Annotated in this window: 17 protein-coding genes; 6 read left to right on the plus strand and 11 right to left on the minus strand. The window is 64.1% G+C overall.

Going from position 1 to position 22,123, the window contains the following annotated elements; translation table 11 throughout:
* The 5 genes from FHW83_RS20305 to FHW83_RS20325 form a co-directional block, all read right to left on the minus strand.
* Nucleotides 1–3,009, minus strand: a complete 3,009-nt coding sequence (locus FHW83_RS20305) for a sensor histidine kinase (RefSeq protein WP_176648171.1) — start codon at nucleotides 3,007–3,009, stop codon at nucleotides 1–3.
* 68 nt (nucleotides 3,010–3,077) lie between these two features.
* Nucleotides 3,078–4,412, minus strand: coding sequence for an amino acid permease (locus tag FHW83_RS20310; RefSeq protein WP_176648172.1), 1,335 nt, complete (start codon nucleotides 4,410–4,412; stop codon nucleotides 3,078–3,080).
* 41 nt (nucleotides 4,413–4,453) lie between these two features.
* Complete coding sequence (locus FHW83_RS20315; protein ID WP_176648173.1) at nucleotides 4,454–5,809, minus strand: amidohydrolase family protein; 1,356 nt, start codon at nucleotides 5,807–5,809, stop codon at nucleotides 4,454–4,456.
* 1 nt (nucleotide 5,810) lies between these two features.
* Nucleotides 5,811–6,947, minus strand: a complete 1,137-nt coding sequence (locus FHW83_RS20320; protein ID WP_176648174.1) for a dipeptidase — start codon at nucleotides 6,945–6,947, stop codon at nucleotides 5,811–5,813.
* Between the two features lie 10 nt (nucleotides 6,948–6,957).
* Entirely contained in the window at nucleotides 6,958–7,404 is a 447-nt protein-coding gene (locus FHW83_RS20325) for a RidA family protein (RefSeq protein ID WP_176648175.1), read from the minus strand.
* A gap of 87 nt (nucleotides 7,405–7,491) precedes the next feature.
* Here FHW83_RS20325 and FHW83_RS20330 point away from each other — a divergent pair, with 87 nt between their 5' ends.
* The 4 genes from FHW83_RS20330 to FHW83_RS20345 all read left to right on the plus strand — a co-directional run bounded on the left by FHW83_RS20330 (nucleotide 7,492) and on the right by FHW83_RS20345 (nucleotide 12,831).
* Nucleotides 7,492–8,196, plus strand: a complete 705-nt coding sequence (locus tag FHW83_RS20330) for a transcriptional regulator (RefSeq protein WP_176648176.1) — start codon at nucleotides 7,492–7,494, stop codon at nucleotides 8,194–8,196.
* A gap of 41 nt (nucleotides 8,197–8,237) precedes the next feature.
* Nucleotides 8,238–9,458, plus strand: coding sequence for a cyanophycinase (locus tag FHW83_RS20335; protein WP_176648177.1), 1,221 nt, complete (start codon nucleotides 8,238–8,240; stop codon nucleotides 9,456–9,458).
* Nucleotides 9,459–9,529: 71 nt separating this feature from the next.
* On the plus strand, nucleotides 9,530–10,429 hold the full coding sequence (locus FHW83_RS20340) for a MurR/RpiR family transcriptional regulator (protein ID WP_176648178.1): 900 nt from the start codon (nucleotides 9,530–9,532) through the stop codon (nucleotides 10,427–10,429).
* A 95-nt stretch (nucleotides 10,430–10,524) separates the two neighbouring features.
* Entirely contained in the window at nucleotides 10,525–12,831 is a 2,307-nt protein-coding gene (locus FHW83_RS20345) for a GH92 family glycosyl hydrolase (protein ID WP_176648179.1), read from the plus strand.
* 11 nt (nucleotides 12,832–12,842) lie between these two features.
* Here the strand turns inward: FHW83_RS20345 and FHW83_RS20350 are convergent, their stop codons facing one another.
* The 5 genes from FHW83_RS20350 to FHW83_RS20370 all read right to left on the minus strand — a co-directional run bounded on the left by FHW83_RS20350 (nucleotide 12,843) and on the right by FHW83_RS20370 (nucleotide 19,074).
* Nucleotides 12,843–13,220, minus strand: coding sequence for a glyoxalase superfamily protein (locus FHW83_RS20350; protein WP_176648180.1), 378 nt, complete (start codon nucleotides 13,218–13,220; stop codon nucleotides 12,843–12,845).
* A gap of 45 nt (nucleotides 13,221–13,265) precedes the next feature.
* Nucleotides 13,266–14,111, minus strand: a complete 846-nt coding sequence (gene ppk2 / locus FHW83_RS20355) for a polyphosphate kinase 2 (protein WP_373997245.1) — start codon at nucleotides 14,109–14,111, stop codon at nucleotides 13,266–13,268.
* Between the two features lie 117 nt (nucleotides 14,112–14,228).
* Nucleotides 14,229–15,590 carry a wax ester/triacylglycerol synthase family O-acyltransferase gene (locus FHW83_RS20360; protein ID WP_176648181.1) on the minus strand — a complete coding sequence of 454 codons (1,362 nt, stop codon included), beginning with the start codon at nucleotides 15,588–15,590 and terminating at the stop codon, nucleotides 14,229–14,231.
* Between the two features lie 18 nt (nucleotides 15,591–15,608).
* Nucleotides 15,609–17,123: a fatty acyl-CoA reductase gene (locus tag FHW83_RS20365; protein ID WP_176648182.1), complete on the minus strand. Its 1,515-nt coding sequence runs from the start codon at nucleotides 17,121–17,123 to the stop codon at nucleotides 15,609–15,611.
* A gap of 166 nt (nucleotides 17,124–17,289) precedes the next feature.
* Nucleotides 17,290–19,074, minus strand: a complete 1,785-nt coding sequence (locus FHW83_RS20370) for a thiamine pyrophosphate-requiring protein (protein WP_176648183.1) — start codon at nucleotides 19,072–19,074, stop codon at nucleotides 17,290–17,292.
* 311 nt (nucleotides 19,075–19,385) lie between these two features.
* On the opposite strand from FHW83_RS20370, the gene FHW83_RS20375 reads away from it, so the two are divergent.
* Both FHW83_RS20375 and FHW83_RS20380 read left to right on the plus strand, forming a co-directional pair.
* Complete coding sequence (locus FHW83_RS20375) at nucleotides 19,386–19,730, plus strand: helix-turn-helix transcriptional regulator (RefSeq protein WP_176648184.1); 345 nt, start codon at nucleotides 19,386–19,388, stop codon at nucleotides 19,728–19,730.
* Nucleotides 19,720–20,223, plus strand: coding sequence for an SRPBCC domain-containing protein (locus tag FHW83_RS20380; RefSeq protein WP_176648185.1), 504 nt, complete (start codon nucleotides 19,720–19,722; stop codon nucleotides 20,221–20,223). Before FHW83_RS20375 ends, FHW83_RS20380 begins: the two co-directional genes overlap by 11 nt.
* 512 nt (nucleotides 20,224–20,735) lie before the next feature.
* On the opposite strand, the gene FHW83_RS20385 is transcribed toward FHW83_RS20380, so the two are convergent.
* Nucleotides 20,736–22,091, minus strand: a complete 1,356-nt coding sequence (locus tag FHW83_RS20385; protein WP_176648186.1) for an MFS transporter — start codon at nucleotides 22,089–22,091, stop codon at nucleotides 20,736–20,738.
* Between the last annotated feature and the right edge of the window lie 32 nt (nucleotides 22,092–22,123).

Genomic DNA, 22,123 nt, shown 5'->3' on the forward strand with positions numbered 1-22,123 from the left:
TTAATTTCCAAACAGTCGGCGCCACCAGGGCGCGTGCGGCATTGCGTAGGCCCGGCGGGCCGAAAGCGTCATTGTAATGGCACAGCCCTGATCCTGCAGACTGTTGATCTCCAGGGAGGCGCCCATGCGCGCCGCCCGCTCGCGCATGCCGACCAGGCCCCAGTGGCCGTCGGCGGGCGAGGGCGACATGCCTCGACCATCGTCGGCCACCCGCAGCGTGAAGCGTTCCGCCTCGTAATCCAGACGGACTTCGATGGCGCAGGCCTGCGCATGCTGGTAGGCGTTGCGTATCGCTTCGCGGCCGATTTCGCTGATGTCGTCCACCACCGCGGCTCGCAGTGCGCGGCGCGTGCCGCCGATGTCGAGCGTGAAACGCACACCGGGGTAGCTGGCGGCCAGCAGGGTGGCGACGTCGCGCAGGCGGCACTCCACCTCATCGGCGCCGGACGAGCGCAACTCCTGCACCTGGGCGCGGCCCTCGCTGATGCTGCTACGCGCGCTGTGCAGGACCGAGGCCAGTTTTTTGCGGGCCGCGCTGTCGTCCGGCAGTTCATCGACAGCGGCGTCCAGGCGCAACACCACCCCCTGCACGGTCTGCAGGAAGGTATCGTGCAGCGTGCGCGCGATGCGTTCGCGTTCGGCGATGCGCACTTCCATGCGCTCCTCCAGTCTTGCCGTCACCACGCGCAGGCGGTACAGGTAGAGCGCATACAGCGCGGCGGCGGCGGCCAGCACGCAGGCGGCCTTGAACCACAGCGTTTGCACGAAGGTGGCGGGAATCTCGAATTCGACGCTGGCTGGCTGCTCGCTCCACAAGCCGTCCTCATTGGCCGCGCGCACGTGGAAGCGGTAGACGCCCGGCGTCATATTGGTGTAGTAGGCGGCACGGCGCGGGCCGGCGTCTTGCCAATCGCTGTCGGCGCCTTCCAGCCGGTACTGGAAGCGCACTGCTTCCGGTTGGCGCAGACTGGCGGCGGTGTAGCTGATGTTGAGGTTTTTCGATCCGGGCGGCAGCATCAGCGCCGGTTCCGGCTCGTAAGTGGCGGCGCCGGCATGCAGGCCGTGCACGTGGGGCACCGGCGCCGCCGGATTGCGCGGAATGGCGCGCGTGTCGAAGCGCAGGATGCCGCCGGTGCTGGCCAGCCAAAGCTGGCCGTCCTTGTCCAGCTTCGCGCTGGCGTGACGGTTGATCAGCGAGGCCTTGCCCACGTAACCGTCGCGCTGACCGAACAGCTGGTAGCGCAGCGGCAGTTCTGGGTTGGCGACGCTGGCTTTCCAGTCGTCGCGGCGCACGTGGACCAGTCCCTTGCCGCCGTTCAGCCAACGGTCGCCATCCGGGGTGACGGCCAGCCCGGAAACGTCTTGCAGGACTTCGGGATCGGCGCTCAATAGCTGGCGGAAGCCGCCGTTGACGAAGACCGCCAGCCCAAGGTCGCCGCTGGCGACGATGTCCTCGCCGGTGTAGATGCCGGTGGCCAGGCCGATCATGGGCGCCGGATAGGGCGTCTGCTTTTCGTTCTCATCGAGCAGCACGATGGTGCCGTCGCCGCAGGCGAGCCAAAGATGGCCTGCCTTTGTGCCGGGCACTCCCAGCAGGATGTTGGGCGGCAGCGGGAATTTGTCGCGCGGCAGCCAGGGGCCGTCGCCACGCCGTCCTATCAGGCCGGTTTGCGCGGTGACCAGCCAGAGACGCTTGCCGTCATCCGTCACACCCAGCACAAACAGGTCCTTGGGTTTGCCGTCCGGCCCTGGCAGCGAGGGCAGCGCGATTTTTTCCACCTTGCCTCCGGCGCGGCGTTCGATCTCGCGCCCGTTGGCCAGCAGCAGCGCGCCGCTGAAATCCTTGCTCACCAGTTGCGCGTTCATCGGTTCACGCTGCGGCTCGGCGCCGTGCTTGAGGCGCCACACGGTGTTGGCGGCGGGATGGGCTGCCCACACCTGGCCGTCCGCGTCGGTAACCATGATGAAGCTCGCGGGGCTGGTCGCCTGGGGGATGCGCTGGCGCTGCAGGCGGTTGTCGCGGTAGCGGTCGATGCCTTCCAGCGTCGCCACCCAGATATTGTGCTCGCGGTCCTCGATCAGGCTATTGCCGGCCGTGTTCCAGGGAGTGCGCTGAAGTGGCGCCTGGTCAGGCGCGGGCTGCGGCACATCGATGGTGTCGGTGGCCGCGACCACGTGCGCCGGCGTCACGCACAAATCGGTCGGGCACTTGAGCCGCCACAGGTTGCCATCGCGGTCGAAACGGGCCACCCATTCGGAGCCGAAGCCGGGCGAGTTGACGATATTCGGCTTGCCTGCGCCGGCCGCCGCGCCTTCGGGCGCCGGAAGCGCCTGTATCCGCCGCTGGTTGGCGGTCCAGATGCGGCCATCGGGCGACTCGATCAGGGAGGAAGGCAAGGACAGGCTGCGCACCGCGTTGAATTCGGCGCGGGTACGGTCATACAGATAGGCGGCGGTCACGCTGGCCACCCACAGCCGGCCGTGGCGGTCGATGCGCACGTCGGTGATCTCGCGCGGCGGCGCCCCGGCCACGGACACCGGCGACGCCTGCCGCTGATGGACGCGGAACAGGCCATTGCTGGTCACGCACCAGATATCGCCGTTGTCGTCGAACGCCAATTGCGACGAAGGCGGCATTTTGCCGACCGGGATAACGTCCTCCAGCCGTCCGTCAGGATGCAGGATCGACAGGCCGCCGCCCAGCGAGAAGGAAATGTACAAGTCGCCGTTGGGATGCGCGCGCACGAGCGTGGCGCGGCGGCGTTCATTGCGCTCGCTGCCGGGCAGGCGCTGCTTCTCGAAGCGCACACCGTCGAAGCGATACAGGCCGCTGGGACCAGTGACCCACAGCCAGCCGTCGCGCGTCTGCGCCATGCTGTGGATTTCGGGCGGCGCGCCGTCGCGGGTGGTCCAGCTGGCGCGGTTGTAGTCGGGGAGCGGCGTGAGTGGATTGAGCGCCTGCGCGGCGCTGGGCAGCAAGGCAAGCAGCAACAGGAGGCGAGATGGCATGATGGATCCCGGAAGGCCGGCACGCGCCGGAGCATCCGGGATTCTAGCTTGAAAACGATATCAAGCGATTAAGCTTGTTTAACTCCCAGCTTGTAGCCCAAGGCCAGCACCCCCAGCCAAACCGGTATCAGATATACCGACAGTTGCAAATCCGGTGTCAGGTACATCACCGCCAGGATCCCGGCCAGGAAGGCCAGGCACAGATAGTTGGTGAGCGGGTAGCCCAGGCTCTGGAACTGCGTTACCTGGCCGGCCGCCTTCTTGCGAGCGCGGAAGCGCAGGTGTATCCAGCTGATCAAGCCCCAGTTGATGATCAGGGCCGACACCACGAGGCCCATGAGGAAGCCGAAAGCCTTGGCCGGCATGAAGTAGTTGACCGCCACGCAGACGCCGGTGGCCAGCGCCGACACGCCCAGCGCCGTCAGCGGCACGCCGCGCGCGTTGACTTTCAGTAGCGCCTTCGGCGCGTTGCCTTGCCTGGCCAGACCGTACAACATGCGGGTATTCGAATACACGCCGCTGTTGTACACAGACAGCGCCGCCGTCAGTACCACCACGTTCAGCGCATGTGCGACCATGTTGCTGTTCAGGGCGTGGAAGATCAGCACGAACGGGCTGCCGCTGGTGACCACTTTCCGCCACGGATAGAGCGACAGCAGGATGCCCAACGCGCCGATGTAAAAGATCAGGATGCGGTAAATGGCCTGGTTGGTGGCCTTGGGGATGGTGTGCGATGGGTTGTCCGCTTCGGCGGCGGTGATGCCGATCAGTTCCAGCCCGCCGAACGAGAACATGATGACCGCCATGGCCATGACCAGGCCATTCACGCCATTCGGGAAGAAGCCGCCGTGCTGCCACAGGTTGGCGACGGTGGCTTGTGGCCCGGCGTCGCCGGAGATCAGCAACCAGGCGCCAAAGCCGATCATGCCGACAATCGCCAGCACCTTGATGATGGCGAACCAGAATTCCATCTCGCCGAAGGCCTTGACGTTGAACAGGCTGATGGCGTTGATGATGACGAAGAAGGCCAGCGCCGACATCCAGGTCGGCACGCCGGGCCACCAGTACTGGACGTAGATGCCGACCGCCGACAGCTCGGCCATGCTGACCAGCACATACAGCACCCAGTAGTTCCAGCCCGCCATGAAGCCAGCCCAGTGGCCGCAGTACTTGTCGGCGAAATAGCTGAAGGAGCCGGCCACCGGCTCGTCGACCACCATCTCGCCCAGCTGGCGCATGATGAAGAAGGCGATCAGGCCGGCCACGCCGTAACCCAGCAGCACCGACGGGCCGGCCATCTGGATGGTTTGCGCGATACCGAGGAACAGACCGGTGCCGATGGCGCCGCCCAGCGCGATTAACTGAATATGCCGGCTTTTCAGGCCGCGCTTGAGTTCACTCATCTGCTTACCTATGCGAGATTAAAAGTTGATTCTCGCATAACTCAGTCTTCGTGCACAGGCAAAGGCGTGAACTTGTAGTCGGCGCGCGCAAACTCGTGGCCGCGCTTGACGGTCAATACAACAGAGCGCACGTTGCCGATGTCCTTCAGTGGATCCTGTTTGAGGAAGACCATGTTGGCGTACTTGCCCGCTTCCAGCGTGCCGAATTCCTTCTGCTTGCCCAGCGCCTCGGCGGCGTTGGCGGTGGCGGCGATGATGGCTTCCTGCGGCGTGAAGCCGGCGTACCTGACCAGTTTCTCCAGCTCGTGGTCCACCACCGGGAAGGGATCGTCGCCGGTGTTGTCGGTATCGGTACCGGCGATGATCTTGACGCCCGCCTTGTGCATGGCGCGTGTGATGTCGCCGGCCAGCGCGATGTGACAGTGCGGGCCGTCGGATTTGTAAACGCTGAGCGTGGCGTCCACGATGGTGCCGGACTTCGCCAGCGCGGCGATGTACTGTTTAATGCCCGGATCCTCGGCCGTCAGGCCCTCATAGGATGGCTCGCCGCCATGGCCGTAGGACGTTTTGCCGGCTTCGCGCACGTGGCGCGCAATCATGCAGGCGTGCGAGACGGCGGTCGCACCCAGCGAGTCGTAAGGCGAGGCAGGATAGACCTGCATGTGCGTCCACACCGGAAAGTGCTGGCTCCGGGCTTCCGCTATCAGCCGGCGCACCAGTGTGCCGGGCAGGTTGGCGTAGATTTTCATGCCGGTGGCGCCCGTGCCGCGCGCCTGGGCGACCGCCAGCGGCAGGCTGGTTTGCTCGTCCACTGCGTACAGCCATGGCACGCTGCCAGGTTGTTCGCCGAGGGCTGCCACCACCGTGCGCGGGTCCTTGAAGAAGCTTGGTCCGGCCACCAGCGAGGCATAGAAAATATCCGGCGACGGAATGCGGTTCAACAGCGCGTCACGCGACAGGCCGGCTAGTTCGCGCGCGTCGCCGGCCATGTCGCGCACCCCGGTGACGCCACCGTAGATATTGCGCTTCAATTCCGCCTCGGCGTAGGGCCGGTCTGGATTGGTGGCGTAATGCACGTGCGAGTCAATCAGGCCAGGCAGCACGTACTGGCCGGCCACGTCCACCATGCGCGCGCCTTCGGTGTGGCGCGCGCTCAGTTGGGCGGCGGGCAGCACGGCCTCGATGCGATCGTCCTTGACGATGATGGCCATGTCGGTGCGCGGCGTGGCGGCGGTACCGTCGATCAGCGTGGCGCCGCGATAGATCACGCGGCCAAGTGCCTTGCCATTCAGCCTGTCGAGACGTTCCTGCTGGACGTTGGCCTTGGGCTTTTCCTCGGCCGCGTGGACGGCGCCGCACAGGGCGGCGATGGCGATTACCGCATGTTTCAGGATCATCTCAGCTCCATACTCCATCGGCCACGCGCAGGAAATTCGTGCCGAGGATTTTTTCAATGCGGCTGGCGCTGTGACCGCGCTTGGCCAGCAGGTCGGCCAATTTCCAGAATTTGTCCCTGCCCATCAGGTCCGGCAGGAAGGGCACGATGTCCGGGCGCTCGCCCGGCGCGCTGATGCCGGCGGCGCGGCGCTGGCGCACCTCATCTTCCAGGCCTTTCATATAGATCTTCATATCGTCGATCTGCGGCACGGTGCCGTCGGTGCCGATGCCGACATGGTCCTCGCCGCAGATATTGATGGCATGCTCGATGTGGGTAATCAGGTCGGCCGCCATTGGCTGGCGTCCGACCGCCAGGAAAGGCATGAAGTAGATGCCGACGAAGCCGCCTTTGTCCGCCACGAGGCGCAGTTCCTTGTCGGTCTTGTTGCGCGGCAGGTCGGCAATGGCGCGGCAGCCGGTGTGGCTGATGATGATCGGTGCTTTCGACGCGGCTGCGGCGTCGAGGCAGATTTGCTCGCCGCTGTGGCTCAGGTCCACCAGGATGCGGTGGCGATTCAGTTCCGCCACCACTTCGCGGCCGAATGGCGTCAGGCCCTTGTTGGCGGGGGCCATGGAGCCGTCGCCGAGTTGATTGGGCCCGTTGTAGGTCAGCTGGATTACACGCACGCCGCCCTTGGCGAAGACTTCCACCCGGCGCGCATCGTTGCCCATCATGGCGGCGTTCTGGAAGCCGAGAATCACGCCGATGCGCTTTTCGGCGTGCGCGCGCCGGATGTCGGCGGCGCCGCGGACCAGCAGCAAATCCGCCGGTTTGCGTTGGATGAAGGCGTTCCATGCCTGCACCTCGGCCACGGTTTTCTCATACGGATCGCCATCTCCGAACACGTAACCGATGGTCATATTGAAGGCGGTAAGGCCGGAGGCCTTGGCGTCCGCCAGCGCGCGCGCATCGATGCCGAAATCGCTGTCGGCGTTTTCACGGCGTGAAACCGGCAGGTTGATGTTGTCGATGCCGCCCAGCGCGTCGATGATGAGCGGACGCTTGTCGCGCAGCGCCGGCGCGGCGGTGGCGGGTATGCCCAGCGAGGCCAGGCTGGCGGCGGCTGCGCTGTGCAGGAAAGTACGTCGGTCGGTCATGCGGTCTCCGTTATTTATTGGCCGGCGCGTAAGCCACGCATTCCACTTCCACCTCGCCGCCCAGCGCCAGGCCGTTGACGCCCATGGCGCTGCGCGCCGGCAGGCGGCCCGGCTTGAAATAGCCGGCGTAGATCTTGTTGAAGTCCGCCCATTTGGACATATCAGCCAGCATGACCGTGCACTTGACCACGTCGTTCATGCCCAGGCCCATGCCTTTCAGGATGTCGGCCACGTTGTCCATGGCCTTGCGCGACTGCGCTTCAAAGCCGCCCGGCACGAGGCCTTTGTCGTCGGCGCCCATTTGGCCGGACAGCAGCACCATGTCGCCGGCGCGCACCGCCAGCGAGAAAGGCCGGCCCGGCGGATTGCCCTTGTTGTAGTACTCCGCGTCGGCGGCATGGACGGCGCCTGCGCAGCTGAACAGGGCCAGTACAGCGGTGAGATGTTTGAGTGTCATGGCGGTCTCCTTGGTCGAAAAATTATAAACAGTTTGTTTAAATAAATGGGAAAATAAACGCATGGATCAACAAAATGTTGGAATGCGATGAAAGCAGTTTCATTGGCCGCCGAGCGCGCGGCCGTTATCAATGCCCTGCGGCCGGTGGTGCCGATGCTGGCCTCCATGGCCGGACCGCATCTGGAAGTGGTGCTGCATGATGTGAGCAAGCCTGAGAATTCGGTGATCGCCATCGCCAATGGGCATATCTCTGGCCGCAGCGTGGGCAGCTCGGTGCTGGAGGGGCCGCAGAACGACAAGGGCTTCGCTGCGGCGACGCGGATCAAGTCAAAAGACGGTGCGGTGCATAGCCTGGTCGAGGACTACATGACGGTGACCGCCGACGGGCGCAAGCTGCGTTCGGCCTCCGCCATCTTCCGCGACGCCAGCGGCGAGCCGTTCGCCACCCTGTGCCTGAACGCGGACCTGTCGGGCTTCCAGGCGGCGCATGGTTGGTTGTCGCGGATGCTGGAGCCCATGGTGGGAGCGGCCCAGGCCCCGGCGCCCATGCCGGCGGCGGCGCCGGCCGAACCGCAAATGGACACGCTGATGCAGGAGATCATCAGCGAGGCCGTGGGCCCCGGCGGCAGCGCCGAGTCCCTGACGCGCGAGGACAAGATACAGGCCGTGGGCGCGATGCAGCGGCGCGGCCTGTTCATCGTCAAGGGCGGCGTGGAGCGCGCCGCCGCCGCGCTGCGCGTGTCGCGCTTCACCATTTATAATTACATGGAACAGTTGCGCCGCCGCGAATGAGTTCCGGCAGTCGGCGCCTTACCCAGGACAAGGATCAACGTATGACGAGTTTTGTTAAAGCGGTGCGTTTTGTTTGCGTGGCGCTGGCGGCACTGTGTGTTCAGATGACAAACGCGGCCGAGACGCCGCCGCAGGGCAATCTGCTGATCGCGGGCGGCGCGGTCCGCCCCGACAACACCATCATTTGGGAGCGGCTGGTGCAACTGGCGGGCGGCAAGGGCGCCCGCATCGCTGTGATGCCCAGCGCCGCAGGCAATCCGGAACGCTCCGGCGCCAACTTGGTCGCCACGCTGAACAAGTTCGGGGCGTCGGCCTTCGCGGTGCCGGTGGCCGTGCGCCTCAAGACCACCGATTACAAGGTCGCCGCCGAAGATGAAGCGCTGGCGCGCTCCATCCGCGAAGCCGGCGGCGTGTATTTCGCCGGCGGTGACCAGGGCCTGATCACGAAAGCGCTGGTGCGCCCGGACGGCAGCCGTACCGCCGTGCTGCAGGCGATCTGGGACGTCTACAACAAGGGCGGCGTGATTGGCGGCAGCAGCGCCGGCGCCGCCATCATGAGCAGCACCATGTACTATGAGGCCAAAACGGTCATCGGCACGCTGGCCGCCGGCGTGAACGACGGGCGCGAACTGGCGCCGGGCCTCGGCTTCGTCGGCACCGACGTCTTCGTCGACCAGCACCTGCTGGCGCGCGGACGCTTCGCCCGCATGCTGCCGGCCATGCTGAAGAAGAATTACAAGCTGGGACTCGGCATCGACGAGAACACCGCCATGGTCATCAACGCCAAGCGCGAAGTGGAGATCATCGGCTATCAGGGCGCGCTGCTGCTGGACCTGACGCAGGCCAGGACCAACGGCGACATCAAGGAATTCAACCTGACCAACGCGCGCATCAGCTATCTCGATCGCGGCGACCGCTATAACCTGATCACCGGCCAGTACACGCCATCGGCCGACAAAGTGAACGGCAAGCTCGATCCGGCAAACCCGTTCCTGAATGAGCAGGTGTATTCGGCGGATGCGCTGGGCCACAACACCATCCTGGTGATGATGGAAAAACTGATCAACAACGCCCGCAGCGAAGCGATCGGCATCGCCACCGCCGCACCGGGCGAACCGCGCGAAGAACTGGGCTTCGAATTCAAGCTGACCCGCGACGCCAGCAGCGTCGGTTACGAGTCGGCCACCACCGATGCCTACACCATTCTCAACCTGCGGCTGGACGTGCGGCCGTTGCAAATCACCCGTCCCTGGTACCGTTAAGGGAAAATACTAGGTTCACAGTTGCCTGAAATGTACGTATGCTTACGCCTTTTTAAGAACATTGGTGCAGCATGACAGTAGGCAGATCGGTTCCGGCGGACGTCGCGTTTGTACAATCGGCGCTGGGCAGGGTGCTTAGCGGCGTCCGCGCCCAAGGTTCCGCCTCCCACCGCAGCATCGCGGAGTACCTGATCCGCAACCCGATGCGCGGCGCCGCCCTCAAGATCGAGGAGATGGCCGAAGGCTGCCAGGTGTCCACCGCCACCATCAGCCGCTTCGCCCGCGACATCGGCTTTCCCAACTACGCCGGCATGCGCAGCGCGCTGGCCGAGACGCTGCACATGGCCATGCAGCCGGTGGAAAAACTGCGCACCTCGATCGCCCATCGCAAGGCCGCCCTGGCCTCCGGGGAGGCGAGCATGGAGCAGGCCAAGGTCAATCTCGCCGCCGCCCATGACGCCCAATCGCAACTGGTGCTGGACCAGGTGGCGCGCCGGATCAGCGGCGCCCGCACCGTCTACGTGCTGGGGCTGGGCATGTCTTCCTGTTTTTCGACCATGCTGGCCTTGCATCTGCAGCCGTTCTGCCACCACGTGGTGGATATGGCGGGGGCGGGCGGTAACGAAATCGCGGCCGGCCATCTGGTGCACATCGGCCGTGGCGACGTACTGCTGGCGATGTCCTTCCCGCGCTATGCCAGCGACGTGATGCGCTTTGCGCACTACGCCCGCAACAGCAAGGCGTGCGTGGTGACGATCACCGATACGCCGTCGGCGCCGATGGTGCCGCTGTCGGACCACGTGCTGTACGCGGGCAGCGCGCATGGCGTGCTGCCGAGCAGTTACGTGGCCACGGTGGCGGTGATCGAAGCGTTGGTGACCTCCCTGATGGTGTCCAACAAGAGTAATGTCCGGAAGGCCGCGCGCCTCAATGAAGTCATCGCGGACTACATGGTCCAGCCTTCTGTTTAGCGGATTTACTAAACAAAGGCCCTTATGCGGTGGATGATTTGACCACCGCACGCGCACGCGCTATAAAGTCGCATCGTCTACGTAGCGGGTGACAAATGGTTAAACTTTTCGCGGGCGGCGCGCTGGCGCTGGCCCTGGCATTCCCGGCGATCTCCATCGCGCAGACCACGCCGGCAGCGGCGGTGGATGTCTTTATTGGCACCGGTGGCGATGGCCACACCTTCCCTGGCGCCACGCGCCCGTTCGGCATGGTGCAGCTGAGCCCAGACACGCAAGTGCGGCCGTTCCGCCAGAGTTATCCCTGGGCGTCCGGCTATCGCTACGACGACGATTCGATCCTCGGCTTCTCGCATACCCATTTTTCCGGCAGCGGCCACTCCGACCTGGGCGACGTGCTGTTGATGCCTTATAGCGCGGAGACCAAGTGGGAGCCGGGTTATCCCGAGCGGCCGTTCAGCGGCTATCGCTCGCGTTTCAGCCACAAGGACGAGCGCGCGGAACCGGGGTATTACGCGGTGCGCCTGTCGGACAACGAGGTGAACGTGGAGTTGACCGCCAGCGAGCGCGTTGGTTTGCATCGCTATCGTTACGCCAAAGACGCGGAGGCCAAGGTGATGCTGGATCTGCGTGCCAGTATCTACGATTACGCCGCCAAGAATCTCTGGTCGCGTCTGCGCGTGCGCGACAACACGCTGATCACCGGCATGCGCGAGACGCGCGGCTGGGCCGCCGGCCGCCTGTTGTACTTCGCGATCCAGTTCTCGCATCCGCTGACGGCGCGCACTTTGCGCAATATGGAACGTGACGTCGAGTACAAGGGCTTTGCCGGTCCGGCCGACAAAATCCTCGTCGAGGGGAAGGCACTGGTCGGCGCGCTGGAATTCGGTGTGCCTGCCGACGGTCAGCTGCAGATCAAGGTGGCGATATCGGGCGTCAGCGAGGAGGGCGCGATCGCCAACCTGGCCGAGATGCCGGGGTGGGACTTCGACGCGGAGCGCGCCAAGGCGTCGGCCGCATGGAACGAAGCGCTGGGCGCGGTGGCGATCGAAGCCGCGCCGGAAATGCGCAAGATGGTCTACACCGCGCTCTATCACAGCATGCTGGCCCCCAGCCTGTTCATGGACCGCGACGGACGCTATCGCGGCCCGGACAACGAGGTGCATCAGGCCACCGGCTTCCGTTATCACTCCACGTTCTCCTTGTGGGATACCTACCGTGCGCTGCATCCCTTGCTGACATTGGTGCAGCCGGAGCAGCGCAACGTCGACTTTGTGCGCTCGCTGATCGAGTCGCAGAAGAACAGCCCTTACGCCATCCTGCCGGTATGGGCATTCCATGGACTGGAGACATGGTGCATGATCGGCTATCACGCGGTGCCGGTGATCGCGGACGCCTACATGAAAGGCCTGAAGGGCTTCGATGCGGAAGAAGCGCTGAAGGCCATGACCTCCAGCGCGGAATATGGGCCGTACGGCGGTTTGGAGCACTACATGAAACTGGGCTACGTGCCGATCGACCTCGAACCGGAGGCGGCATCGAAAACGGTGGAATATGCTTTCGACGACTGGACCATCGCGCGCATGGCGGAGAAGATGGGCAAGAAGGACATCGCCGCGCGCTACTACAAGCGGGCGCAGAACTATCGCAACTCGTTTGACGTGAAGACCGGCTTCCTGCGCGCGAAGAAGTCGGACGGCACCTTCCGCGAGCCTTTCAATCCGGTGCAATCGAACTTCGGCAGCGACTACACCGAGGGCAGCGCGTGGCAATACTCGTGGTATATGCCGCACGATAACGCGGGCCTGATCAAGATGCTGGGCGGGGACAAAGCCCTGCAGGACAAGATCGACCAGGTGTTCGATGCCAAGGTGGACGACAACGTCTACGCGCACATGGAAGACATCTCGGGCTTGATCGGCCACTACGCGCATGGCAACGAGCCGTCGCACCATGTGGCTTACCTGTACAACTACGCGGGCGCGCCGTGGAAAACGCAACAGCGCCTGACGCAGGTGGTGGCATCACAGTACAACACCACGCCGGCCGGCTTATCGGGCAACGATGATCTGGGCCAGATGTCGGCCTGGCTGGCCTTCACCGCGCTGGGCTTCTATCCGGTGGCGCCGGGCAGCAACGAATACGTGATCGGCCGTCCGTTCCTGGACAAAGCCGTGATGAATCTCCCGAACGGCAAGCGCTTCACCATCCGCGCGCAGGGCCTGAGCAAGGAGAACATCTACGTTGCCGGCGTCACGCTGAACGGCAAGTCGCTGGCCCAAACCTACCTGCGCCACGACCAGATCACGGCCGGCGGCGAGTTGGTATTCACCATGGCCAGTCAACCGAACAAGGAGTGGGGCAAGGCCGCGACGTCGCGGCCTTACACGCAAACGGCATACTGATAATCAAACAATCAGGCGGAGATTTCCGGTTCGCGGTTGTAGAAGGTCAGGCGGTTGCCGGCGGGGTCTTTGATCGACATTTCGCGGCCGCCCCAAGGCGCGTCTTCAACGCCCGGGCGCGCGTGCTTGTATTCCTTGGCGATTAATTCGGCCTGGTAGGCGTCAACGTCGGTGGTGGCGATGCGGATGGCGGCGCCCGGCGAGCAGTCGCCGAAGTGGCCGGACAGGTGCAGCAGGCAGCCATCCTTGGATACTTGCATGTACAGCGGGAAGTTGTCCTCGAAGCGATGCTGCCAGTCGACCTGGAAGCCCAAAAAGTCGACGTAGAACTCAAGCGTCATCGCTTCGTCGAAGATGCGCAGGATGGGGGTGACGGTGCCCAGGCTCATGGCGGCTCCTTAGTTGTTTTAACAACTTTAGCATACCCTCCGGACTCAGTACACCTCGGGCACGATGATTTCCGCCGGCACCGGACGGCGCACGTAGTCGTCGTGGTATTCACGCTCCGGCAGGTGGATGGCGGGGTGTTCAACCTCCTCGTACGGCATCTGACCAAGCAGATGATGGATGCAGTTCAGGCGCGCCTTTTTCTTGTCCACGCCTTGCACCACCCACCACGGCGCCTCGGGAATGTGCGTCCGCTCCAGCATGATTTCCTTGGCCTTGGTGTATTCCTCCCAGCGGCGGCGCGACTCCAGATCCATCGGACTGAGTTTCCACTGCTTGAGCGGGTCGTGGATGCGGCCGAGGAAGCGCGCATTCTGCTCTTCGTCCGAAATCGAGAACCAGTATTTGATGACCTGGATGCCGGAACGGACCAGCATGCGCTCGAACTCGGGCACGGTCTGGAAGAATTCCTCGTACTGCTCGTCGGTGCAGAAGCCCATCACGCGCTCGACGCCGGCGCGGTTGTACCAGCTGCGGTCGAACAGCACGATTTCGCCCGCGGCCGGCAGGTGCGAAACGTAGCGCTGGAAGTACCACTGCGTGCGTTCACGGTTGTTTGGCGCCGGCAGCGCGGCCACGCGGCAGACGCGTGGATTCAGGCGCTGGACGATGCGTTTGATGACGCCACCCTTGCCGGCGGCATCGCGGCCCTCGAAGATGATCACGACCTTGTGGCCGGTGTGGACCACCCAGTCCTGCAGCTTGACCAGCTCCGCCTGCAGGCGGAACAACTCGCGGAAGTAGAGACGGCGTGCTTCCTTGGCTTCGGCGCTGCGCTCGCGCTCCACCACCTGGCGTGTGACCGGGTCGATCTCGCGGTCCTCCAGCTCCATCTCCAGTTCTTCGTCGTAGCTGTCGGTCAGCTCGCGCTGGACGCGGTCCAGCAGGTCGCTCTCGTTCAAGTTCACGCAGTACTCCTCATTTTGCAATGGGAGCACCTTACGCGACGATTATGACGCCGTGATGACGGCGCCCGGCAGCGCCGGCTCGGCCGGTTGCGGCGCCTCCACGCCTTGCGTCGCCAGCTCCAGTTCCTCGAAGGCGTCGTAGGTCAGCCGCATCAGGCGGTCCGGATCGGGCACCAGGTCGGTGTCCACGAACAGCGCCAGCTGGATCTGGCCGGCGTAGGAGATGAAGGCCAGCCCGACGCCCAGCTTGCCGGCCTGCGGCACCCAGCAGATCAGGTCCGTCAGGCGCGAGCCGGCCAGGTAGCGGCGGCTGGACGGCCCCTCGATATTGGTCAGCACCACCGAGCCCTTGGAAGTGAACAGGTTGAGCGCGAAGTGCTGGAAGGCGGTCGGCAGGCAGCCCGCGATCGACAGAAAGGCCATGGTGGCGCGCGGCTGGTGCGAGCGCTTGATGGCGGTCATGCGGCCGCTGGACTGTCGCAGGCGCAGCGTCGGATCATCGACATTGGTCGGCAGATCCACCGCCACCAGTCCGAACTCGTTCCCGAGCTGGAAGGCGTTGGCCTTCTCGCGCAGGTTGAAGGTGACCGCGGCGCGCAGGGCGCGGCCATCGGGACGCTGTCCGCGCTCGCCCAAGTATTGGCGCAGCGCGCCGGAGACGGCGGCCACCCACACATCGTTCAAGGTTACGCCCATGCGCTTGGACATGGCGCGCACACGATCCATCTCCAGCGGCGGCAGCCAGACCAGCTGCTTGGCTCCGGCCATGGGCGCCTTGAACTGGGTGCGCGCATCGGGCCAGAGCAGGGACAGGCGCGTGACGTGGAAGGCTATCTTCAGCCAGGACAGGCCTTGCACCACCGCCGAGCACACCTTGTTGTGGGCGATGGCGCGGTGCGGGTGGCCGACCGGCGAGGGCGTCTTGCCATGCAGGCCGTTGTCGTCGGTGAGGTGATTCAGCACGTGCACCAGTCCCAGGCCGTCGGTGATGCAGTGGTGGACGCGGAACACGATGGCGTGGCCGCCGTTGACGCGGTCCAGCACCGTCATGTGCCACATCGGGCGGTCGCGTTCCAGCGGCAGGTGCGCGAGGCGCGTCAGATGCTCCTGCAATTCGGTCCGGTTGACGTCGCGCTCCATGCGTTCCAGCTCGATGTGCCGCCTGATGTCGAACCGCTCGTCCTCCACCCAGTGCGGCCGGCCGCGCAGGCACACCACTTTCTGCGTGAAGCGAGGATAGTTGGGCAGGCGGTGGGCGATGGTGGAAACCAGCCGCTCCATATCCACCGGGCCTTCGAACAAAAGGATGCTGTTGATGACCATGAGGTTCATGCCGGTGTCCATGCGATGCCATGCATAGTCGCGGCGCGTCATTGCCGCAGGTGCGGCCGGGCTTTTGCTCATTCGTGCTGTCTCGCTTGTTTATATTGTTATGGGTGCCGCGGATACTTCCTCTTCAACCGGCTTGGCGACGCGCGGGCGCAGGGCGTAGCGGTTCAGGCCCGCCATGTGGATGCGGCACAGGTACTCGCGCCAGTCGATGTCGCCGGCGTCCACGGTGTAGCGTGCGCGGTCCTCGCCGCTGAAGCGTTGCGCCAGCGCTTGCAGGCGGTCGTTGTGGAACACGTAGCGCGGGGCGGTGTAGAACGAAAACGTCAGCGCCAGCAGCTGCGTGGTGCGCAGCGCTTCCAGTTTGGGCGATTCACCCGCGCCGAGCAGCTTGCGCAGCGCGCTCCAGCCACCCGCGCCGACGCGCATGGCGCGCAGCATCAGCAGAAACAGCGGGCGGCTGACCACACGGAAGTCGTGTTTCGGCTGGCTGTAGAACAGGCGGTCGTATTGACGCCAGTTGCGCTGGGATTCGCCCTGTATCAGGTCAATCACCTGGCGCAGGGTGACCGGATTGCTGGAGCCAGTGCACACTTGGTAGATGCGGGTGGCGGCCGGCGCCTGCAGCGCTTCAACGGAGGCCAGTACAATGCTGTTGGCCACCAGGTCGGCCGGAATGATGTCCACTACCTCTTTCGGCTTGGCCGGGAAGAAGTTGGTCTTGCCGCGCGCGTAGGCGAGGATGATCGCGTCCGCCACCTTCACGCCCTCGATCCAGCCTGGAGCCGGCTCCTGCAGCGTGCTCTCGATGATCGAAGGCCGCACGATGGTAAGCGAGCGGCCGCGCATGGCCGCCATGGCCAGTTGCTCGCCCATCCACTTGGTGAAGGTGTAGGTGTCGTTCCAGCCGTGGTAATTGGCCTCGCTGATGCCAAGGGCCGTCAGGCGCCGCGCCAACTCCTCCGGCTCGCGCACTTCGGCGCGAAGCGTGGCGATGCGATGTTGCAGGTGCTTGAGTAAACCGTATAAATCATAATGGCCGTCGGCGTGGCGCGGAATCGCGGCGCGTGCCGGGGCGACGTTTTCTTCATGCATGGCGCCACGGTTGTAGCCGTTGACATAGCAGGTCGACACCTGGATCAGCGGCGCATGGCCGGCGCGCGCGAGCTCGGTGATGTTTTGCACGCTGATCGCGTTGATGGCCAGCGCCTCGTCCAGCGCCTCGCGGAAGTTGACGCTGGCGGCGGCGTTGATGATCAGGTCGACGCGGCGCGCCAGCGCGTTGAAGGCGGTGATCGGCATGCCGAAGCCAGGCTCCGTTACCTCGCCCGTCACGCACTCGATTTTCTCGGCGAAGAACTCGCTCAGGAAAGCGGGACGCTCGGCGCGCAGGCGGTCGAAGATCGACGAGGTGGCGATGTCGCGTTCGAAGCGCTGGCGTGCATCGGCGCCGTTGGCGCCGGCGCGGATCAGCAGCACGATGCGGCCGATATCGGGTACGCCGCGGATCAGCTTTTCCAGCACCACCTTGGCCAGGAAGCCGGTGCTGCCGGTGATCAGGACGCGCTTGCCCGAGAGTGCCGCTTGCACATTCAATGCTGGAGTCATAGGTTTCTCAGAAACGGTGTCAGAACTGCAATGAACCGATCTTAGAGCGAAACCGCGCGGTGACTATCTATTTTGCACTGGCTTGGGAAGCCAAACGCATGACGTGGGGAGTCAGCACTGGAGGCGCCGCGCCCGGGCGCCTGCGGCATTTGTACAACGGAACGGATCAGCGGCCTGGGCGCAGGCCGTCCCACACCTCCTTGATGGTGGCGGTGACGATGCCGGTGGCGTCGGGATCGCCGCGCAGCAGGGCGCGCAGGTAGTGAACCGCCTGCTTGGACGAGACGTGGGGCGGCAGCGGCGGCACGTCCGGATCGGTCACCATCTCCAGCAGCGTGGGCACGGGCGAGGCCAGCGCCTGTTCCCAGGCCTCGGCCACCTGGTCGGGATGATCGACGCGGATGCCGCGCAGGCCAAGCAGCTCGGCATAGGCGGCGTAGGGGAAGGCGGGCAGGTCCTGCGAGGCCTTCAGCTTGGCGTCGCCCTCGGTGATGCGCTGCTCCCACGTCACCATATTGAGGTCGCCGTTGTTGAGCACCATGATGACCATGCGCGGATCGCTCCATTCGCGCCACAGGTGGGCCAGCGTGATCAGCGCGTTCACGCCCAGCATCTGCATGGCGCCGTCACCCAGCATGGCGACCACCGGACGCTCCGGGTGCACGGATTTCGCGGCCAGCGCGTAGGGCAGGGCCGATCCCATGGTGGCCAGCCCCCCGGACAGGGAGGCGCTCATACCGGGCCGGATTTTCAAATCGCGCGCGTACCAACTGGCGCAGGAGCCGGAATCGCAGGTGAGGATCACGTTGTCCGGCAGGCGCGGCGACAGTTCCCAAAACACGCGCTGCGGATTGAGCGGCTTGGCCTCGTTCATGGCGCGCGCTTCCAGCACTTTCCACCAGTCGGCGACGTTGTGTTCGATGCGTTCGCGCCAACTGCGGTCGGTCTGTTGTTCCAGCAGCGGCAGCAGGGCCTCCAGCGTGGCGGCGCTGTCGCCCGTAAGGCAGACTTCCATCGGATAGCGCAGGTTGAGCATGCGCGCATCGATGTCGATCTGCACGCCGCGCGCCTTACCTTCCTTGGGCAGGAATTCGGAATAGGGGAAGGCCGAGCCGACCATCAGCAAGGTGTCGCATTCGTTCATCAAGTCCCAGCTGGGCTTGGTACCGAGCAGGCCGATGGCGCCGGTCACGTAAGGAAAGACGTCCGGCACGGCGGCCTTGCCCAGCAGGGCCTTGGCGATACCCGCGCCGAGCTTGTCGGCGACGGCGATCAGCGCGTCGGTGGCATGCAGCGCGCCGGCGCCGGCCAGGATGGCGACCTTCTTGCCGGCGTTGAGCACGGCCGCCGCGCGTTGCAGGTCCTCGAGGCGCGGCAGCACGGCATGGCCGGTGTAGCCGATGCCGCTGTGGACCGTGCCGTGCTCGCGCGGCGGCGTTTCGACCGCTTTCATTTCCTGCAAATCGTTGGGCAGGATCACGCAAGTGACGGTGCGGCGCTCGATGGCGATGCGCATGGCACGGTCGATCAGGTGGCGTACCTGTTCCGGTGTGGTGGCCATCTGCACAAACTCGTGCGCCACGTCCTTGAACAGCGACAGCAAGTCGACTTCCTGCTGATAATCGCCGCCCAGCGCCATGCGGCTCTGCTGACCGACGATGGCGACCACCGGTTGGTGATCCATCTTGGCATCGTACAAACCGTTAAGCAGGTGAATGGCGCCGGGGCCGGAGGTGGCAAGGCAAACGCCGACCTCGCCGCTGAACTTGGCGTGCGCGCACGCCATGAAGGCGGCCAGTTCCTCATGGCGCGCCTGCACGAATCGAACGCCGGTGTCGCCATGGCCAAACGCGCCGATCACGCCATTGATGCCATCGCCCGGATAACCGTAGATACGCTTGACGCCCCACGCCGCCAGCCGCTTGAGTACAAAGTCGCCCACCGTCGCCATGCCACACCCCGCTGTGATCGGATTGAAGCCCGATTCTAGCGGGGAAGTTCACAATTGCGCAGCGATAACGTGCGCGGTGTGTTGATGCTCACGCTCTGAATAAGCAGATGGCTTAAGAGGACCATTGCCGCCAACTGCCGTCATTCCGGCGCAGGCCGGAATCCATAGGTCAGAAGCGTGCCGCCGAAATATGGATTCCCGCTTTCGCGAGCAACTCGATTTGCACTGATACCGGACTGCACTTGGCAGGGCCGATTTCTCTTCGTCGAAAGTAGTTGCGTTCCATCTTTTTTACATCTATAGTTAGCCATATGGATAACTATCGAGTAGCGCTAGACGCGATTTTCCACGCTTTGGCAGACCCAACGCGCAGGGCCGTGGTGCGCCGCTTGGGCGAGGGCTCAGCGACGATCAGTGAACTGTCGGAGCCCTTCGACATGGCACTGCCGTCGTTCATGAAGCACATGCGGGTACTGGAAGAGACCGGACTGGTCAGCAGCAGCAAAAGCGGGCGGGTGCGGACCTGCACGCTCGAGCGGGACAAGCTCCTCGCGGCCGAGCGTTGGTTTGAGGAGCAGCGCGCGCTCTGGAGCAATCGATACGAAAACCTGGACAAACTTTTGGAACAACTGCAAGGAGACGACAATGGCAGCTAAGCTTCAATTCGATTTCGTGGTCAATAAGGAAAAGAGCACCCTCACCGTGACGCGGGAATTCGCCGGCCCACGCCAGTTGGTCTGGGATTGCCATACGCAGAGTGCTTTGCTCGACCGTTGGTTTGCGCCCAAGCCTCTAAGCACCAAGACCAAACATATGGAATTCAAGGAGGGCGGCTACTGGCACTATGCCATGGTCACGCCCGATGGGCAGGCTTATTGGGGGCGAGTGGACTACCTGGCCATCCGCCCGATCGACAGCTATGCGACCCTTGACGGCTTTACGGATGAAACCGGGGTCGTCAACGCCGACATGCCGCGTTCGCGTTGGGACGTCACCTTTTCGGACCTCAAAGAACATACGCTGGTCACAACGGTGGTGCACTACAGCTCGCCGGAAGACGTGCAGAAAGTTATCGATATGGGCATGAAGGAGGGCATGACATCCACCCTCGACCGCCTGGATGAACTGCTGCTCACGCTGCGCACGTGAATCCCCAAGGTCGCTCGATTGTTGCAACTAGTGGAGCGGCCACCATTTCGGCTACCACCCGGGCAACTTCAACCACTTTTTGAAGTGTTGATGGTGACAAATCCTTGGCTACCGCCAGGAATATTCGCGGGTTAAATAGCACTGGGGTCTGCCTGGTGATGTATGCCTCGTTACTTACGACAACAAAAAAATCGGGAGGGCTGCCATCTCGCGCGCGTGCCAACTATTCCACTTCCCAGAGAGGTGCGGAAGCAGGGTCTCCCAGTATTACGTAAGCCTGATAAGTTCGCTCGTAGTTAAACATGGAGGCTGATGTGTTCTATGGATTCCGGCTTTCGCCGGAATGACCGGGGGGCGTTATTCGGTCGTTTGCGCTGTGGCGGCGCCACGGTCGGACCCGGAAACCGGCGCGGACGTGGGAATCTTGCTGCCCCGCAGCAACGTTGATAAATGCTCAAAACAACAACAGCCGCTTCCGCGGCCGTTGTTGTCTTGGTGTTGCAGGATTGGTACTAGTTGTCGCGGATGCTCCACGCGCGGTTGATGCTCAGCGCCGCCAGCGAGCTGACCGCGCCCGACAGCAGGTACAGACCGGCATACGCCAGGCCGAAGTGCGAGGACACGCCCAGCGCCACCAACGGCGCGAAACCGGCGCCCACCAGCCACGCCAGATCGGAGGTCAGCGCCGCGCCGGTGTAGCGGAAGTGCTGCGGGAAGTTGGAGGTCACCGCGCCGGCGGCCTGGCCGTACGACAGCCCCAGCAACGAGAAGCCGATCAGGATGAAGGCGTCCTGGCCATGCTCGCCGCCATCGATCAGGAACGGCACGAACAGGCTGAAAATACCAATCATGGTGGCCAAAGTGCCCAGCGTGCGGCGGCGGCCGACGCGGTCCGCCACGTAGCCGGAGATGATGATGCCGACCGCCATCAGCGCCACGCCCACCATCTGCACCTGCAGGAAGCCCGCCAGCGAGCGCTGCGAGGTGAGGGTGATCCACGACAGCGGGAACACGGTCACCAGGTGGAACAGCGCGTAGCTGGCCAGCGCGGCCAGCGCGCCGATGATGACGTTGCGCGACTGCGATTGCAGCAACTCGCCCACCGGAACCGGATCGAGCTGGTGCTCGTCCAGCAGGTGCGAGTATTCATGCGTGGTCACCAGGCGCAGGCGGGCGAACAGCGCCACCACGTTGATGGCGAACGCCACGTAGAACGGATAGCGCCAGCCCCAGTCCAGGAAGTCCAGCGAGTTCAGGTTGGTCAGCATGTAGGCGAACAGGCCGGCGGCGATGACGAAGCCGATCGGCGCGCCCAGCTGGCCCAGCATGGCGTACCAGCCGCGCTTGTGCTCGGGCGCGTTCAGCGCCAGCAGCGACGGCAGGCCGTCCCAGGAGCCGCCCTGGGCAATGCCTTGCCCGATGCGCAAGATGGCCAGAATGACAATCGACCACGTCCCCAGCGAGGCGTAATCGGGCAGGAAGGCGATGCCGGCGGTGGACACGCCCATCACCATCAGCGCCAGCGTGAGCTTGGCTTCCCGCGTGAAGCGGTGCTGAACTGCCATAAACGCCACAGTTCCGATCGGTCGCGCGATAAACGCGAGCGCGAAAATGGCAAAGGCGTATAGTGTCCCGTCAAGTCGGCTTTCGTACGGGAAGAACACGGACGGAAACACCAAGGCCGAGGCAATGGCGTAGACGAAGAAGTCGAAATATTCAGAGGCGCGCCCGATGACCACGCCAATTGCTATTTCCCCGGGAGAGATATGCCCATCCCTGGCGTTGATGCTGCGCGCACCAGGGCTCGTTTGATGATGTTCGTGGACGCCAGCTGCATGGACGTCACTAATAGAAGTCGTGTTAGCCATAGTCTCTTGTCTCGTGTTAGTTGTTATCACAA

Origin of the sequence: Duganella sp. SG902, from assembly GCF_013376005.1 — a bacterium.
In the GTDB taxonomy this organism is placed as follows: Bacteria; Pseudomonadota; Gammaproteobacteria; order Burkholderiales; family Burkholderiaceae_D; genus Rugamonas.

Bases quoted from the DNA above. Each gene is read 5' to 3' on its own strand.
- FHW83_RS20315 (WP_176648173.1), bottom strand. From the start codon at position 5,809: ATGATCCTGAAACATGCGGTAATCGCCATCGCCGCCCTGTGCGGCGCC.
- FHW83_RS20305 (WP_176648171.1), bottom strand. From the start codon at position 3,009: ATGCCATCTCGCCTCCTGTTGCTGCTTGCCTTGCTGCCCAGCGCCGCG.
- FHW83_RS20375 (WP_176648184.1), top strand. From the start codon at position 19,386: ATGGATAACTATCGAGTAGCGCTAGACGCGATTTTCCACGCTTTGGCA.
- FHW83_RS20310 (WP_176648172.1), bottom strand. From the start codon at position 4,412: ATGAGTGAACTCAAGCGCGGCCTGAAAAGCCGGCATATTCAGTTAATC.
- FHW83_RS20330 (WP_176648176.1), top strand. From the start codon at position 7,492: ATGAAAGCAGTTTCATTGGCCGCCGAGCGCGCGGCCGTTATCAATGCC.
- FHW83_RS20320 (WP_176648174.1), bottom strand. From the start codon at position 6,947: ATGACCGACCGACGTACTTTCCTGCACAGCGCAGCCGCCGCCAGCCTG.
- FHW83_RS20360 (WP_176648181.1), bottom strand. From the start codon at position 15,590: ATGAGCAAAAGCCCGGCCGCACCTGCGGCAATGACGCGCCGCGACTAT.
- FHW83_RS20350 (WP_176648180.1), bottom strand. From the start codon at position 13,220: ATGAGCCTGGGCACCGTCACCCCCATCCTGCGCATCTTCGACGAAGCG.
- FHW83_RS20325 (WP_176648175.1), bottom strand. From the start codon at position 7,404: ATGACACTCAAACATCTCACCGCTGTACTGGCCCTGTTCAGCTGCGCA.
- FHW83_RS20345 (WP_176648179.1), top strand. From the start codon at position 10,525: ATGGTTAAACTTTTCGCGGGCGGCGCGCTGGCGCTGGCCCTGGCATTC.
- FHW83_RS20380 (WP_176648185.1), top strand. From the start codon at position 19,720: ATGGCAGCTAAGCTTCAATTCGATTTCGTGGTCAATAAGGAAAAGAGC.
- FHW83_RS20385 (WP_176648186.1), bottom strand. From the start codon at position 22,091: ATGGCTAACACGACTTCTATTAGTGACGTCCATGCAGCTGGCGTCCAC.
- FHW83_RS20335 (WP_176648177.1), top strand. From the start codon at position 8,238: ATGACGAGTTTTGTTAAAGCGGTGCGTTTTGTTTGCGTGGCGCTGGCG.
- ppk2 (WP_373997245.1), bottom strand. From the start codon at position 14,111: ATGGAGCTGGAGGACCGCGAGATCGACCCGGTCACACGCCAGGTGGTG.
- FHW83_RS20340 (WP_176648178.1), top strand. From the start codon at position 9,530: ATGACAGTAGGCAGATCGGTTCCGGCGGACGTCGCGTTTGTACAATCG.
- FHW83_RS20370 (WP_176648183.1), bottom strand. From the start codon at position 19,074: ATGGCGACGGTGGGCGACTTTGTACTCAAGCGGCTGGCGGCGTGGGGC.
- FHW83_RS20365 (WP_176648182.1), bottom strand. From the start codon at position 17,123: ATGACTCCAGCATTGAATGTGCAAGCGGCACTCTCGGGCAAGCGCGTC.